At 64.0% G+C, this 14,504-nt stretch carries 14 protein-coding genes; 4 read left to right on the top strand and 10 right to left on the bottom strand.

The features are described 5' to 3' along the window. Window positions 1-4: 4 nt before the first annotated feature. The 3 genes from NKJ57_RS08980 to NKJ57_RS08970 all read right to left on the bottom strand — a co-directional run bounded on the left by NKJ57_RS08980 (window position 5) and on the right by NKJ57_RS08970 (window position 3,840). Window positions 5-484, bottom strand: a complete 480-nt coding sequence (locus NKJ57_RS08980; protein WP_023671589.1) for a DUF3828 domain-containing protein — start codon at window positions 482-484, stop codon at window positions 5-7. A 93-nt stretch (window positions 485-577) separates the two neighbouring features. Continuing rightward, a complete protein-coding gene (locus NKJ57_RS08975) occupies window positions 578-2,227 on the bottom strand; it encodes an ABC transporter substrate-binding protein (RefSeq protein ID WP_023734228.1) in 1,650 nt (549 codons plus the stop codon). Between the two features lie 62 nt (window positions 2,228-2,289). Then, window positions 2,290-3,840, bottom strand: coding sequence for a trimethylamine methyltransferase family protein (locus tag NKJ57_RS08970; protein WP_352510781.1), 1,551 nt, complete (start codon window positions 3,838-3,840; stop codon window positions 2,290-2,292). A gap of 89 nt (window positions 3,841-3,929) precedes the next feature. Between NKJ57_RS08970 and NKJ57_RS08965 the strand changes: the two genes are divergently transcribed. Further along, entirely contained in the window at window positions 3,930-4,832 is a 903-nt protein-coding gene (locus NKJ57_RS08965) for a LysR substrate-binding domain-containing protein (protein ID WP_023671586.1), read from the top strand. A 274-nt stretch (window positions 4,833-5,106) separates the two neighbouring features. After that, window positions 5,107-6,960 (top strand): DNA mismatch repair endonuclease MutL, encoded by a 1,854-nt coding sequence (gene mutL, locus NKJ57_RS08960; protein ID WP_023739251.1) that lies wholly within the window; start codon window positions 5,107-5,109, stop codon window positions 6,958-6,960. Window positions 6,961-7,016: 56 nt separating this feature from the next. On the opposite strand, the gene NKJ57_RS08955 is transcribed toward mutL, so the two are convergent. Then, a complete protein-coding gene (locus tag NKJ57_RS08955) occupies window positions 7,017-7,748 on the bottom strand; it encodes a hypothetical protein (RefSeq protein WP_352510782.1) in 732 nt (243 codons plus the stop codon). A 107-nt stretch (window positions 7,749-7,855) separates the two neighbouring features. Continuing rightward, a complete protein-coding gene (locus NKJ57_RS08950; protein ID WP_352510783.1) occupies window positions 7,856-8,749 on the bottom strand; it encodes a DMT family transporter in 894 nt (297 codons plus the stop codon). 113 nt (window positions 8,750-8,862) lie between these two features. Between NKJ57_RS08950 and NKJ57_RS08945 the strand changes: the two genes are divergently transcribed. Next, window positions 8,863-9,768 (top strand): LysR family transcriptional regulator, encoded by a 906-nt coding sequence (locus NKJ57_RS08945; RefSeq protein ID WP_352510931.1) that lies wholly within the window; start codon window positions 8,863-8,865, stop codon window positions 9,766-9,768. A gap of 17 nt (window positions 9,769-9,785) precedes the next feature. On the opposite strand, the gene NKJ57_RS08940 is transcribed toward NKJ57_RS08945, so the two are convergent. Continuing rightward, complete coding sequence (locus NKJ57_RS08940) at window positions 9,786-10,391, bottom strand: hypothetical protein (RefSeq protein ID WP_352510784.1); 606 nt, start codon at window positions 10,389-10,391, stop codon at window positions 9,786-9,788. Window positions 10,392-10,504: 113 nt separating this feature from the next. On the opposite strand from NKJ57_RS08940, the gene NKJ57_RS08935 reads away from it, so the two are divergent. Further along, window positions 10,505-10,738, top strand: a complete 234-nt coding sequence (locus tag NKJ57_RS08935; protein ID WP_023671580.1) for a DUF2093 domain-containing protein — start codon at window positions 10,505-10,507, stop codon at window positions 10,736-10,738. 60 nt (window positions 10,739-10,798) lie between these two features. On the opposite strand, the gene NKJ57_RS08930 is transcribed toward NKJ57_RS08935, so the two are convergent. From NKJ57_RS08930 to NKJ57_RS08915, 4 genes are all read right to left on the bottom strand, one after another. Further along, window positions 10,799-11,281 carry a PM0630 family protein gene (locus NKJ57_RS08930; protein ID WP_155922435.1) on the bottom strand — a complete coding sequence of 161 codons (483 nt, stop codon included), beginning with the start codon at window positions 11,279-11,281 and terminating at the stop codon, window positions 10,799-10,801. An 89-nt stretch (window positions 11,282-11,370) separates the two neighbouring features. Further along, a complete protein-coding gene (gene lpxK, locus NKJ57_RS08925; RefSeq protein WP_023742950.1) occupies window positions 11,371-12,399 on the bottom strand; it encodes a tetraacyldisaccharide 4'-kinase in 1,029 nt (342 codons plus the stop codon). Then, entirely contained in the window at window positions 12,400-13,716 is a 1,317-nt protein-coding gene (gene waaA, locus NKJ57_RS08920; RefSeq protein ID WP_023689593.1) for a lipid IV(A) 3-deoxy-D-manno-octulosonic acid transferase, read from the bottom strand. Further along, a complete protein-coding gene (locus NKJ57_RS08915; protein WP_023682942.1) occupies window positions 13,713-14,501 on the bottom strand; it encodes a lysophospholipid acyltransferase family protein in 789 nt (262 codons plus the stop codon). Before NKJ57_RS08915 ends, waaA begins: the two co-directional genes overlap by 4 nt. Window positions 14,502-14,504 lie beyond the last annotated feature (3 nt).

Raw genomic sequence — 14,504 nt, 5'->3', positions numbered from 1 at the left:
GGGATCACTCCGGCGCTTTGTCGGGCATGCATTCCAGCGCGCTCAGCGTCCAGCTGCTGGTCTTGGAGGTGATGTCGGCTACCTTCCATTTGCCGTCGATTTTCTTCAGCGACCACAGCATTTCGCGTTTGGAATCATCGCCTTCCGCAAAAAGGCTGAAGGTGGCGGTGACTTCGGCCGTATCGCCATTGACGGTCTCGGCCAGCTTCAATGTCTTGGCAATCGACTTCTGGTCGAAATCCTGCGCGTCGAGGCCGGGATCGAAGTCGAGGCAGGCGACTTCGTCGGGCTTGTTCTTCGTTGCCTGGTCGTTGAGATCGAACAGCTTGGTCACCGGCTCGGTGAAGCGGTCGCGGTACTTTGCATCTCCCTCGAATTTCACCTCGGGCAGATAAAAGAACTTCACGGCGTTGGAAGCCGGCCCGGCCAGCACCGTCGCAGGCAAGGCAATCGAAAAGACAGCGGCAAGCACTATCGGTTTCATGCAGGATCTCCGGACGTTTGGCGGCAAGGCGGCAATACCAGACATCCTGCATATCGGCTTTTTTGCGGCTCATGAAGCCCCGGCTGCACCGTCTCAGCCATCCAGCCAGACGTTCTGCAGGTCCATCTCGAAGGTCTGGTGGACGCCGTAGTTCTTCACCTTCTTGTTCATGTGGCTGTAGAGCTTCTGCCAGAAGGGTTGAATGATGACGCCGGAATCCTGCAGGATCTGCTCGACATCCTTCATCACCTCACGCCGTTTCTCCACGTCGATCAGCGACAGCGCCTGCTTCAGCTTGGCGTCGAAGTCCGGGTTGGAATAGGCCGATTCATTCCAGGCTTCGCCGGTGCGATAGCCAAGCGCCAGCACCTGGACGCCAAGCGGGCGCATGTACCAGATGGTCATCGAATAGGGATACTTCGTCCAGTCGTTCCAGAAGGTCGAGCCCGGCAGCACCGTGCGCTTCACCTTGATGCCGGCGTCGCGCAGCTGGCCCGCAATCGCGTCGCCGGTGTTCTTCTGCCAATCGTCCTCGACGGTGATCAGCTCGTGCTCGAAATCGGCCTGCCCTGCGTCCGCCATCAGCTTCTTGGCGCCGGCCGCGTCGCGCGTCTTCTTGGGCAGCGCGAAATATTCAGGATGGATAGGGCTGACATGGTGGTTTTCACCGACCGTCCCTCGCCCGGCATAGCCGAGTTCCAGCACCGCATTGTTGTCGACCGCCATCTGCAGCGCGTTGCGCACCCGCTGGTCGTCATAGGGCTTGTGGGTAACGTTCGTGCGGGCAACCAGCGTGGTTGCCGTCGCAACCTCGGACTTCTCCAGCCCCATCTTATCCAGGATGTCGATGAAGTCGGCCGGCGTCTCGAAATTGAGGTCTATCTCGCCGGATTCGAAGGCGTTGATCGAAGCGTTGAAGTCGGTGCCGTAGTCGATGAACTCGACGCTGTCGAGCGGCGCTTCACCACCCCACCACTTGCCGTTTTCACGACGCTTGACCACCGCCTTCTGGCCGACATCGTAGGAGACCAGTTCGAACGGGCCCGTGCCGATCGGCTTCTTGACCGGGTCGGCGCCTTCGGCGTCGAAATTGCGGTGGACGACGAGCGCGGGATAATCGGTGAGGTTCGGGATCAGCGAAATGTCGGGCGCGCTGAGCGTCAGCTTGACCGTATTGTCGTCGACCTTGGCGATCGCGCCTTCCCTAGCCTTGCCCGACTTTTCGTCGATCAGCCCGCCGACGCGAGCGGCCATGGAGTTGCCGGCGACCTTCTTCTCGCACCAGCGGGTAACATTGAAGACCACGTCATCGGCGTTGAAAGCATCGCCATTGTTCCAGGTGATGCCCTTGCGCACATGCAACGTGTATTCCGTGGCGTCGTCATTGATGTCCCAGCTTTCGAGCAGCACTGGCTCGAAGGTGAATTCCCTGGTGTAGCGGACCAGCGGCTCCAGCCAGCAGCGCGAGATGTTGGCGAGTTCCACCCAGTCATAGGTGCGCGGATCTTTTTGGGCCTTGACCGACATCGATATGTGCAGCGTGCCGCCCTTCTTCGGCTCCTCGGCAAAAGCCTGTCCCGGCGCGGCAAGGCCGATCATGCCGTAGGCCAGCGCCGTCGATGCGCCGAACGCACTTGCCAATGCTAGAAACTCGCGCCGGTCCATGCGGCCAGCACGCGTCTCTTGCGCCAGCGCCTCGATGGCGGTTGGCACGCGATCGCCATTGCTTTTGAAAAGTGTCATGTCTTTCTCCCTTGCGGTTCCCATCGGGTCTTCGCCCGTTTATCAACTCATTCGTCGTTCTCTTAGCTAACGCTGTCGGGCAGCCTCTCTTCGCGCTGCGCGATAAAGTCCCTGAGGCCCTCGGCAATGCCCTCATCGAGCTTCGGCTCTTCATAGTCGGCCAGCATGTTGCGGGCTTTCTCGCGGCCGCGCGTATCGTGATCCTTCGCCCCTCCGGCCTTCCATTGTTCGTAGGAGTTGAAGTCCATGATGGTGGGTATGAAGAATGCCGACTCGTAATGATCGAGCGTGTGCTGGGTGCCGAGGAAATGGCCCTGCGGCCCGACCTCGCGGATCGCCGCCATGGCCTCCTTGAAGTCGTCGAACGGCAGGCCGCCGGCATATTTGTACCAGCCGACAAGCTGCTCGCAGTCGGTGGCGAATTTCGAATAGCCGCAGGTCAGCCCGGCCTCCAACCAGCCGGCGGAGTGCCAAATATAATTGGCGCCGGCGAGGATGGCGGCATGCATCAGCATGTTGGATTCATAGCCGGCCTGGGCGTCGTTGAGCTTGGAGCCGACATGGAAGCCGGAGGTTCGCCAGGGCAGTTTGTATTTCCGCGCCAGCGCGCCCATCAGATACATCATCTGGGCGGCTTCCGGTGTGCCGCCCATCGGCGCGCCGGTCTTCATGTCGACCGTCACCATGAACTGGCCGTAGATTTGCGGCGAACCAGGACGCAGCAGCTGGGTGAAAGCGACACCGGCCAATGCTTCGGCATTGACCTGCGCCACCGCGCCGACGGCCGAGGCCGAAGTCGATGCGCCGCACAGCGCAAAGGGCGCCAGGATCAGCGGCTGATTGCTGCGCGCGTAGACCTTCATCGCGTCCAGCATGGTGGCGTCCCACACCAGCGGCGAGTTGCAGTTGGTGATCGACACCAGGACCGGGTTGTCGCGGACGAACTCCTCGCCGAAGACGATGCCCGCCATCGCCATCGTGTCTTCGGCGCGATCTTTGGAAGTAACGATGCCCATGAACGGCTTGTCGGAGTGCTTCAGCGCCGAATGGATGATGTGGAGATGCCGTTTCGGCACCGCGATCTCCATCGGCTCGCAGATGATTGAACTCGACGAATGCAGCGCCGGGGCCATGTAGGCGAGCTTGTGAAAATTGTTGAGGTCTTCAAGCGTGCCATAACGCCGGTTGTTGTCGAGGTCGCGCACGTAAGGCGCGCCATACATCGGCGCGAAGATGGAGTTCTTGCCGCCGACGCTCACGGTGCGCTCGGGATTGCGCGCATTGAGGGTGAACTCGGACGGAACCTTCGCGACCAGTTCCATCAGCAGGCCGCGGTCGATGCGGACGCGTGTCTCGGACACGTCGGCGCCCGCCGCCTTCCACATGGCGATCGCCTCGTCGTCGCGGAACTCGCAACCGACCTCTTCGAGGATGGCGAGTGACTCCTGGTGGATCAGTTCCACCGCCTCGTCCGGGACCATCTGGTAGGTGGGAATCTCGCGGACCAGCGTCGGGAACGAGGTGACGGGGGCGCTCCTCAGCGCCTTGCGTCCGAGGCGACCGCCGCCGCGGCGGTGGGTTTGCTCGGTCAGTTCAGTGGCCGGTGCGTTCATGGAGCCTCCTCATTCCGTCCAACCAAGTTAGCGAGAGGAAATATGGATGTGATGCTGGAAAATCCTGATCTCTTGTATAAGCTCAGCTTATGCGAAGCCTGCGCCACCTCCTGCCCTCGGCCGGCAGCCTGATCGTCTTCGAGGCGGCGGGCCGGCTGTCGAGCTTCACCGCTGCCGGGCGCGAGCTCGGCATGACGCAGGCCGCCGTCTCTTATGCGGTGCGCGGGTTGGAGGAACAGCTTAGCGCGCAGCTGTTCCAGCGCCGCCACCGCCAGGTCGTCCTGACAGAAGCGGGCGAACGCTTCCATGCCGACGTCTCGCTCGGTCTGTCGCATATCCGCAAATCGGCCGAGGATCTGCGCCTGCAGGCGAGCGGCGGCCATGTCACGCTGGCGGCGTCGACCGCCTTCGGCTCGTTCTGGATGATGCCGCGCCTGCAGCAGTTCCGCGACGAACTGCCGGGCATCGACTTGCGCATCCAGACCGCCGACCGTGATCTCGACATCATCGCCGAGGGCATCCCGCTCGCCGTTCGCGGCGGCGAACCGCGCGACTGGGCCGATTATCATTCGCTGCCGCTGGCGGACGAGGAGATTTTTCCGGTGGTTGGCGCCAGCTATCTCGCGAAATTCGGCATGCCAAGGAGCGTCGCGGAGCTGGCGACGCATCGCCTGATCCACCTCGAGGAGCCCTACCGCGAGGCGGCTAGCTGGGACGAATGGTTCCAGTCTGCGGGCGGCAGGCTCGACAACACCGCGCGCGGCCTGCGCATCAACGATTACGGCCTAGTGATCCAGGGCGTCATGGAGGGCCAGGGCATCGCGCTCGGCTGGCGGCATCTGGCCGAACGGCTCCTGGCGTCGGGGCTGCTGGTGCCGGTGACCGACCATGTGCTGAGAACCGGCAAGGCGTTCTATGTGGTTTGGCCGAAGAACCGGGAGTTGAGCGAGAATGCGCGGAAAGTCAGGGACTGGCTGGCGGCGCAGGCTTGAAATCGGTTGCAGCGTAGTCACTATCGCGGAGTTCCTTCACACCCCCCTCTGTCCTGCCGGACATCTCCCCCCCAAGGGGGGAGATTGGCAGTTCATATGTCGCGTCACCCTTCAAGCATTGAAGATTGGCGAAAGCCGTCGTGACATCTGATCTCCCTCCTTGCGGGGGAGATGGCCGGCAGGCCAGAGGGGGGTGCTGTCCCGCTGGCGTCTCCAATGTCCGGCATTCATTGAAGCCTTCCGCACACCCTTCGAATCCGCCTATAATACCCCCATGCCCATTCGCCAGCTTTCCGAAACGATGATCAACCAGATCGCCGCCGGCGAAGTCATCGAGCGTCCGGCGAGCGTGGTGAAGGAACTGGTCGAAAACGCGCTCGACGCCGGCGCCTCCCGCGTCGAGGTCGTCACTGCCGGCGGCGGGCTGAACCTGATCCGCGTCACCGATGACGGCTCCGGTATCCCCGAACAGGAACTGGCGCTGGCCATTGCGCGCCACTGCACCTCGAAACTTGCCGACAACATTCGCGATATCCGCTCGCTCGGGTTCCGTGGCGAGGCATTGCCGTCGATTGGTTCGGTGTCGCGACTGTCGGTTCGCTCGCGCACGGCCGCAGGCGACGCTGCAGCCGAGATCGCCATCGAAGGCGGCCGCGTTTCGGCGGTCAAACCGGCGGCGGCCAACCGCGGCACCACCGTCGAGGTGCGCGACCTGTTCTTCGCCACGCCGGCCCGGCTCAAATTCATGAAGGGCGAGCGCGCCGAAAGCTCCGCCACCAGCGACGTGCTCAAGCGCATCGCTATCGCCTTCCCCGCCGTGCGCTTTACGCTCGCCGGCTCGGACCGCTCGACGCTGGAATTGCCGGCGACCGACGACACGGCGGAAGGCAGCCTGCGCCGCGTCGCGCAAGTCATGGGCGCCGAGTTTCCCGACAATTCCATCGCTATCGACGCCAGCCGGGACGGCGTGCACCTGACCGGCCACGTCTCGATCCCGTCCTTCACCCGCGCCAACGCGTTGCAGCAATATGCCTATGTCAACGGCCGGCCAGTGCGCGACAAGCTGATTGCCGGCGCCATTCGCGGCGCTTTCGCCGATGTGCTGCCGCGCGACCGGCACGCGGTGACCGTGCTGTTCCTGACGCTCGATCCGGCGACCGTCGACGTCAACGTCCACCCAGCCAAGGCCGATGTGCGCTTTCGCGACCCCGGCCTGGTGCGCGGGCTGATCGTCGGCGCCATTCGCGAGGCGCTGGCCAATGCCGGCATCCGCGCCGCCACCAGCGGGGCCGCCGGGATGGTGGCGGCGTTCCGGCCGGGAGCCGCCTCCTACGCCCATGCGGGTCCTGCCAACGGTCATCGCAGTTATGACGCGGCCTACCGGGCCTCGGGCTTTTCGGGCTTTGACCGCTCGCCACAGCGGCCGCTGGATATGGGATTTGACGGCGCCGGCTTCCGCGAAAACGACCAGGCTGCATTCGACGCCGGTCCGCTCGCCAGCGCCGATGCGCGTGCCGGCTTAGCCGAGCCGGCCGAGACGCTGCTCGGCACCGCGCTGGGCGCCGCCCGCGCGCAGGTGCACGAGAACTACATCGTCGCCCAGACCAGGGATTCGCTTGTCATCGTCGACCAGCACGCGGCGCATGAGCGGCTGGTCTACGAGGCGCTGAAGAATGCCCTGCACTCGCGCGCGGTGCCCTCGCAGATGCTGCTTCTGCCGGAGATCGTCGACCTGCCGGAGGAGGACGCCGAGCGGCTGGCCATGCATTCCGAAACGCTGGCCCGGTTCGGCCTCGCCATTGAGCGTTTCGGTCCCGGCGCGGTGGCGGTGCGCGAGACGCCGTCGATGCTCGGCGAAACCAATGTCCAGCAATTGGTGCGTGATCTTGCCGACGAGATCGCCGACAACGACACGATCGAGACGCTGAAGGAACGACTGGACAAGATCGCCGCGACTATGGCCTGCCACGGCTCGGTCCGCTCCGGCCGCCTGCTCAAGCCTGAGGAGATGAACGCGCTGCTGCGCCAGATGGAAGCAACGCCGGGCTCCGGCACCTGCAACCACGGCCGCCCGACCTATATCGAACTCAAGCTCGCCGACATAGAGCGGCTGTTTGGGCGGCGGTGAGCACAAGCCAGGTCAGGCCACACGCTCAATTCACCAACAGGCGATAATCCTTGAACCTATGAGAGAAAACGTAATCCCGTGAGTAACCAGGCGCTACCGCCGCGAAAATTCACGGAGATTGTCTCGAAGCTTCTCCCAACCTGTTTTTGAACATTCATGTAGATGGGAGTCATCAGCATGCCGGCATCGCAATCGTCGTCATCGAAAGCGATCTCCTGAACGACCTTCTTTTTCTTCTTATCGATGACCCGCAGCTTATTCATGCAGACGAGAAAGCCCGCTTTCTCGTAGACCCCGGCAAATCTGTGGGTTGCTGTCTGCGCCCAGAAGGGAATCTCGACGGTGCCGTCAACCTTCGCCTCACCGGTATCGTCGAGGCTTGCGACCTTCTTCAGCGTGATCGGGAACTTGTCCGAGCCCTTGCTCCAAGTCCCTGTTGCGCCGCTTTCGCCAAGGTCGAGAGAAAACGGACATCCGGTGGTGCCAACGGGCGTTTTCGATCCCATGACCAGCACCCGGTCGAACTCCCTGTCGTCCGCAATCTCGCAAAGGAAGACGCTGGTGCCACTGATCTTGCCGTACACCGCTATCGGGCTTTGCTTCGCGTCGTAGAAATAGCTTCCTTCGACCGTAATCCCGCTGCCGAAACTGCCATATCTCTGCAGTGACAGATGGACTGGATTAGGCCCGATGGACCCTTCGTAGTTTTCGACCTGGTACCAGCCAGCGACGGCTTTCCCGGTCAGCAGCAAAACGCAAAAGATTGCCGATATGAACAGTTTTCCCATTCCATCCCCCAGCCAGGCAACTCACCATAACGGTCCTTCCTCCGGGTGTCTGCAGCTGGCGGATACGGCTCCCGGTTTGAGTCCGGAAACGGTTCCAACTTTTTGTTTTAACGCTTCAAATTCACCACGATGACGCCGCCGAGCGCCAGCGCGCCGCCGAGGAGACCGAGCAGTGTCGGCACTTCGCCCAGCCAGAAGAAGCCGATCAGGGCCGACATGGGCGAGACCAGATAGAGGAAGTTCGAGGCGCGCGCTGCCGGAAGACGCGACAGTGCGGTTGCCCAGGCGGCATAGGCGATCAGGCTGGGCACGATGCCAAGAAAGATCACGGCGCCGATACCGGCCGTGTTGGCGACCGCGGCCTGCGCAAAGCCGCTCGGCAGAAAGGGTGCCAGGCAAAGCGCGCCAAGGATCATGTTCGAGGCCGAAATGGTCAGCGGGTGATGGCGGGCAAAGAGCGGCTTCTGGACGATCGTGTTGACGGCCGAGCACAGCGCGGAGCCAAGAACCAGCAGCGCGCCGGTGTCGAAACTCAAGCCATTGCCGTCAGCCACAGCGATGATGCCGATGCCGGCGAAAGAAATCGCCGTGCCGAACCAGGCCCAGCTTGAGAAGCGCTCGCCGAGCAATGCCATTGCCAGGATGGCGGTGAAGATCGGGCTGACATTGATGATGAAACCGGCGGCACCCGCCGAAACCGTCAATTCGCCGAAATTGAGCATGACAGTGTAGAGCGCGACGAAGATGGCGCCGCCAAAGACCAGGCGCCACACTTCGTCGAGCCTCGGCAGCGCCGGGCGCTTGACGGCAAGACAGATCGCCGCCGGCACCGCGGCAATGGCAAAGCGCAGCGCACCGAGTTCCAGCGGCCCGAATGCGGCGAGGCCGGCACGGATCGCCGGAAAGGCCGAGGCCCAGCCAACCACCGTCAACGCCACGGCGATGGCCGCCGTGGTGTCCATCCGCTGTGTCGGATTCGACGTGCTGGTCGTTGCGCTCATCTGCCTGTCCTCGGGTTCCCAGAGTATTGAAAGGCAGAAAGCGCCTTTTCGGCGCGGTTGACAAACGATCAAATCGAGGATCACCTGTGACTGTGGATCACAGCTCAGACACAATGGTGCCGCTCGAGACCCTGCGCGCCTTCGATGCGGCGGCGCGAACGGGGAGCTTTTCGGCCGCGGCCGAGAAGCTCAACATCACCCACGGCGCCGTCAGCCGGCAGATCGCCAAGCTGGAAGACTGGCTGGGCCTGAAAGTGTTCGACCGCGGCGCGCGCGGCGTCTCGCTGACCATCGAGGGCAACCGCCTGCATCTGCGCACGGCGGAAGCCTTTGCGCTGATCTCCAGCCATTCCGACCGCTGGGTCGAGCCGCGCGGAACCGCCGTGGTGCGGCTGACCTCGATACCCTCCGTCAGCGGGCTGTGGCTGATGCCACGCATGGCGGCGCTGGAGAACAATCCCACCAAGCTGCGCATCGTCCTCGACGTCGACATCCGCCAGGCCGACCTTGCCGATGAAGGCATCGACCTGTCGGTCCGCTGCGGCCGCGGCGGCATTCCGGGCCGCATCTCGGTGAAGCTGTTCGAGGAACATGTCTTTCCCGTCGCCGCGCCCGGCCTTGCCCACGAGATCGGTCGCGGCGACCCGGCCCGGCTGCTCAAATTTCCGCTGATCAACGATTCCGACGCTTCGGGGTGGCGTGCCTGGTTTGCCGCGCAAGGGATGGACTACCGCCCGCGCCCGCAGGATCGCCGCTTCGAGGACTACAATCTGGTGCTCGACGCCGCAGCTTACGGGCTCGGCATCGCGCTGGCGCGGCCACCGCTGAGCGGACACCAGTTGGAGGCAGGCCGCATCGTCGCCGTTGACGAGCGCACGGCGCTGAACCCGGTGTCGTACTGGCTCGACCGGCCGCTGGGGCGGCCACGCACGGCTGCCGCCGAACTTTCACGCCGTATCGCTGTCGAGGCGGGGCTGGCGATGGACAAGATGGAAGCATTCCTCGAAGCCGAGCGATAGCGGCGATCGTTCGGTGCTCAGCGAAGCACCAGCAGGGCTAGCCCGACAATGGCGACGGCCAGAAACCCGGTTGCCAGCGCCATCAGACCGACACGCGTCTGCCGTCGGCCTTGCGGCTGGGCCGCATCATTCGGCCCAGACGTCGCCTGCTCCCGCTTCATTGGCATATCGGTGGTGGCAGCGCGGCGCTGCGGCGAAACCACGGGTGCGAGAAGCGCAAACCAGGGCAGTCCTGCGGGCTTTGCGGCAGCGCCATCTTCGGCCTTGGCCGACGGCAGCGGCAGACCGCGCTGTGCATCGTCGTTGGCTGGCGTCGCCTTGCCTATCGCAGCCGCTATTGGCCCGGAAACGTCGGGCGCCTCGACGCCAGGTTCAGCAAGGGCCAGATAGGCTTGCAGGACCTCGGCAGAACCCGTCTGCTGCCCCTTTGCGGTGGCTGCGGACAACAGCGCCTGCAGCGCCGGCGCCGCTGCCGGCTGCAAAGGCGCGCCGGATGGCGTCGGCGGCTGCACCAGCGCCTTTATAAGTGCTGCTTTCGCCGGATCGGCCTTCGCCGACGGCACCGCTGCCAATATCATGGCCTCGCGCAGCAGCGCAGTCAGGCGGGCGGATGAAATGTCCATGCCGGTCCCATAAGAATGGTTTGGAGCCGACAATAGCGCCTCAGCATTGCGTCAAGCTTGACCTTGCCGGCAATTTATGGCGATGAAATCAGCATGAACTCTGGCACCACCCCATGATGAACCGCTTCGAAGGCCCTGGCGGCAAGGAAGCCCGGATCCGCTATCTCGACGGCGACTTCCAGGTCACCAGCCCCGGCGCATTCGTGCGCTGCGCTGTGACCGGTGAGAGCATTCCGCTGGACGAGCTCAAATATTGGAGCGTCGCCAGGCAGGAGCCCTATGTCAGCGCCGCCGCCTCGCTGCGCCGCGAGATCGAAACGCATCCGGACCTGCGCAGCCGGGGCTAGATCGGCACACCGGAAAGCAAGGCTCACCGTCGATCTGATTTTCCTGGAACGCCTGCAGGACTATGGCTTTGAGGATGCCGGCGCGTTTTCGACCGAAAAGTCGAATTTATGAACAAGCCGATCTCCGACAAGCACTTTGATGGAATACGGCCCGATCGGATCACCCTCGGCCATGCACCACCCATGCGAGATCCATCCGTCCTGCGGTTTGTAGAACATGGTGGTCTCGGAGACCCTTCGATCGCCCGATAGCTTGCTCAAGCTGTATTCGTTTCCGTCGATACCACCCCACTGCCTGGGCTCCGCGGGAAGCGCGAACACCTCGGTGACCGATACCAGTCTGTCGCCTTGCGCCAGACGTACGCGCCATTCAAAGCAGGCGCTATCGGGGATAAGCGGTACAATGTTTGAGGGCCGAACGTGGGTAGCACCGTCCGCTTCGGTGACCGAGACCAGAAATTCGCTGTCGGTCGCGGTGGGTGCCTGCGCCGAAGATGGGTTCGCCATCGCCACAAGAACAAAGCCCACAAAGAGTGCCCGCAACCTAACCATTCCACCCCCCGCGCTGAAGCCGGTCTGACTTATAATTGTGATAAGCGGCGAGAAATATCCTGTGTCAACGCGGGAGCGCCCTACCCTCGCAGCCGGCGCTGTCTCCAGGCATCCAGCGTCTCATCGATGATCCGCTCCGGCACATTGTCGAGCTCGAACGTGGCGTCTATCTCCAGCACGTCGAGTTGACCAAGGAATTCAGCCGAGGCTGCGCCATGGCGCAGCCGGGCTGCGTCCTTGGCGGTGGTCACGAGGCCCAGTCCCTCACGGCGCGCGGTTGCCGCCAGTTCGGCGAGTTCGTCGGGGGCATAAAAATGATGGTCCGGAAACGACCGGCTCAGCGCCACTTCCGCGCCCGTGCCGCGCAGCGTCTCGAAGAATTTTTCGGGATGGCCGATGCCGGCAAAGGCGAGGAACCGCCGGCCGGCGAACCGCTCCTTGCCGCCCGGTTCAGCATGCGCCTCGAAGATCGGCCGGCCGGCGCGCGCCGCCTGGCGCACGACCTGGTCGGCGGCGGTGCCCTCGCCCATCTTCAACAGCCCATCGGTGAACACCAGTTGGTCGACGACGTTGGCGCGCAGCGGCCCACCCGGAATGACGCGGCCATTGCCGATGCCGTAGCGGGCGTCGACGACGACCAGCGCATAATCAATATGGATGCGCGCGCTCTGAAAACCGTCATCCATGATCAGGAAATCGCAGCCATGGGCTTCCATGAGCAGCTTGGCGCCGGCGGCGCGGTTCGGGCTTACCGCAACCGGCGCATGCTCGGCCAGAAGCAGCGGCTCGTCGCCGACATGCTTGGCGGCGTCGTGACTGGCATCGACGACATGCGGCTGCGCAAACGAGCCGCCATGGCCGCGCGACAGGAATCCGGGATTGAGCTGCATGCGCCTGGCCTGCTTGGCCAGCGCGATGGCGACCGGCGTCTTGCCGCTGCCGCCGACGGTGAAGTTGCCGACGCAAAGCACTGGCGCGTCGATCTTTTCACGTACCGCCCGATGCATGCGGCGGCCGGCGACGATGCCATAGACGGCTGATAGCGGCGACAGCGCAAAGACCCGCCAGTCCGGCGCTTCCCACCAGAAAGGTGGTGCTTCCGACGCCACCTATCGCCCGTCGGCGCCCTTCAGGCGCGACTTGACGATCAATGGCTGGATATAAGGCTCGAGCGACTTCAGCGTGTGCGCCAGCGCACCGCGCATCTGGTCGACTGTGGCGGCACCGGCCGCCATCATCTCGTGGCGCGCAACTTCATTGCTCAGCAGGAAATTGACGGCGCCGGCCAGCATGTCGCGGTCGCGCACCAGCTTGGCGCCGCCGCTGTCGAGCAGGCGCTGATAGGCCTCGCGAAAATTCTGGACGTTGCGGCCGGCCAGCACAGCGGTGTCGAGCATGGCCGGCTCCAGCGGATTCTGGCCGCCTTCCGAGGTCAGCGAGCGGCCGACAAAGGCGATTTCCGTCAGCCGGAGATAAAGCCCCATCTCGCCGATCGTATCGCCGAGCAGGATATCGCTGTCGGCGGTGATCCGGTCGCCCTTGCTGCGCCGCGCCAGCTTCAGGCCCATGCCGGAAATCTGTGCGGCCAGCGCTTCGGCGCGGTCGGGATGACGCGGGACGATGATCGTCAGCAGCCCATGGTGGCGCTTGTAGAGCGTGGCGTGGACTTCCGCCGCGACCACCTCCTCGCCGTCATGGGTCGAAATTGCCGCCCAGGTCGGGCGGCCGGCGATCTGGCGCTTCAGCGTCGCCAGCGCCCGTTCGTCGACCGGCGGCGGCAAGGTGTCGACCTTGAGGTTGCCGGACACGGTGACCGGCCGGGCGCCAAGCGCGCGAAACCGTTCGCCGTCGACATCCGACTGGGCAACGACGTGTGCGAGGTTCTCGAACAGCGCCTCGGCGATGTTGGCGCGCTTCTTCCAGGATTTGAACGAACGGTCGGAGAGCCGGCCGTTGACCAGCACCTGCGGCACGTGGCGGGCGCCGAGCTCGAGGATCGTCATCGGCCATATCTCGGATTCGGCGATGATAGCCAGGTCCGGCCGCCAGTGATCGAGAAAGCGGCTGACGGCCGGCTTGAGGTCGAGCGGAACATATTGGTGGATGATGCGGTCGCCCAGCCGTTCGTCGGCAACCTGCGCCGAGGTCACTGTTCCCGTCGTCAGCACGATGTTGACACCGTAGTCGAGGATGCTTTGCACCAGCGGCACGACCGCAAGGGTCTCGCCGACGCTTGCCGCATGGATCCAGATCACCGGCCCTTCGGGGCGCGGCCGCCCGGCAACGCCGTAGCGCTCACGGCTGCGGCTGCGGTCTTCCTTGCCCTGCGATGTGCGCCAGGCGACATAGGGACCCATCAGCGGATAGGCGGCTGCACCGGCAAGGCGGTAGGCCGCCAGGAAGGCGCGCGCCCAGCCGACGCTCATGGCCTGCCGTCCACGAGCCGATAGGCCTCGGCGGTTGCGGCATTGAGCGCGGCCGTGACTTCCTGGCGCTTGCGCTCCATCTCGGCCTCGTCGGCATTGGCCGGCACGAAAACCGGCGTTCCGATGACGATCGAGGAGCGGCCGAACGGCAGGTTGATGGTGGTCTTGTCCCAGCTCCTTTCCAGCACCTTGCGGCGGCTGGTGGCGATGGCGGCAGGCATGATCGGCCGGCCGGAAAGGCGTGCCAGCAGAACGATACCAAGCCCCGCGTCGCGCGGCGTGCCGTGGGGAATGTCGGCGATCATGGCGACGTTCTTGCCGGCGACGAGTGACTTTTTCAGGGCAATTAGCGCCTTGGCGCCGCCCTTGTCGAGATGCTTCGTGCTTTCACGCCCGCCGGAGCCGCGCACCGCCTCGATGCCGAATTTTTCGATCATCAGCGCGTTGAGTTCGGCGTCGGCGCTGCGCGAGACCATGGCGACCAGCGGCCGTCCCTTGGGATAATAGGCTGGGGTCAGCAGATGCTGGCCATGCCAGAGCGCGATGATGCCGGGTTCGAATTCGGCGTAGTCGCCGCCTGAAAATTTAGCCGAGCCTTCGACCACGCGGTTGGTCAGGCGCACCAGGCGGACGAACTGGGCGAGCAGGCTGACGATCATGCTCTTGACGATTCGCGACTGCGCCAACGGCTCGCGGATCTTGCGCCAGAATGTCTTCGAACTGCCGCCGCGTCTTCTTCGGACCGCGGCGCCGGTGGGCTGCCCTTTCACCGCTTCATGCTCCATCGC

It is taken from the genome of Mesorhizobium sp. M0077 (genome assembly GCF_040322955.1).
GTDB lineage: Bacteria > Pseudomonadota > Alphaproteobacteria > Rhizobiales > Rhizobiaceae > Mesorhizobium.
Note: the sequence above shows the minus strand (reverse complement) of the source record. Positions and strands in the feature narration are given on the sequence as shown.

Bases quoted from the DNA above. Each gene is read 5' to 3' on its own strand.
- mutL (WP_023739251.1), top strand. From the start codon at position 5,107: ATGCCCATTCGCCAGCTTTCCGAAACGATGATCAACCAGATCGCCGCC.
- NKJ57_RS08945 (WP_352510931.1), top strand. From the start codon at position 8,863: ATGGTGCCGCTCGAGACCCTGCGCGCCTTCGATGCGGCGGCGCGAACG.
- NKJ57_RS08980 (WP_023671589.1), bottom strand. From the start codon at position 484: ATGAAACCGATAGTGCTTGCCGCTGTCTTTTCGATTGCCTTGCCTGCG.
- NKJ57_RS08940 (WP_352510784.1), bottom strand. From the start codon at position 10,391: ATGGACATTTCATCCGCCCGCCTGACTGCGCTGCTGCGCGAGGCCATG.
- NKJ57_RS08950 (WP_352510783.1), bottom strand. From the start codon at position 8,749: ATGAGCGCAACGACCAGCACGTCGAATCCGACACAGCGGATGGACACC.
- waaA (WP_023689593.1), bottom strand. From the start codon at position 13,716: ATGAGCGTCGGCTGGGCGCGCGCCTTCCTGGCGGCCTACCGCCTTGCC.
- NKJ57_RS08935 (WP_023671580.1), top strand. From the start codon at position 10,505: ATGATGAACCGCTTCGAAGGCCCTGGCGGCAAGGAAGCCCGGATCCGC.
- NKJ57_RS08965 (WP_023671586.1), top strand. From the start codon at position 3,930: ATGCGAAGCCTGCGCCACCTCCTGCCCTCGGCCGGCAGCCTGATCGTC.
- NKJ57_RS08915 (WP_023682942.1), bottom strand. From the start codon at position 14,501: ATGGAGCATGAAGCGGTGAAAGGGCAGCCCACCGGCGCCGCGGTCCGA.
- NKJ57_RS08970 (WP_352510781.1), bottom strand. From the start codon at position 3,840: ATGAACGCACCGGCCACTGAACTGACCGAGCAAACCCACCGCCGCGGC.
- NKJ57_RS08955 (WP_352510782.1), bottom strand. From the start codon at position 7,748: ATGGGAAAACTGTTCATATCGGCAATCTTTTGCGTTTTGCTGCTGACC.
- NKJ57_RS08975 (WP_023734228.1), bottom strand. From the start codon at position 2,227: ATGACACTTTTCAAAAGCAATGGCGATCGCGTGCCAACCGCCATCGAG.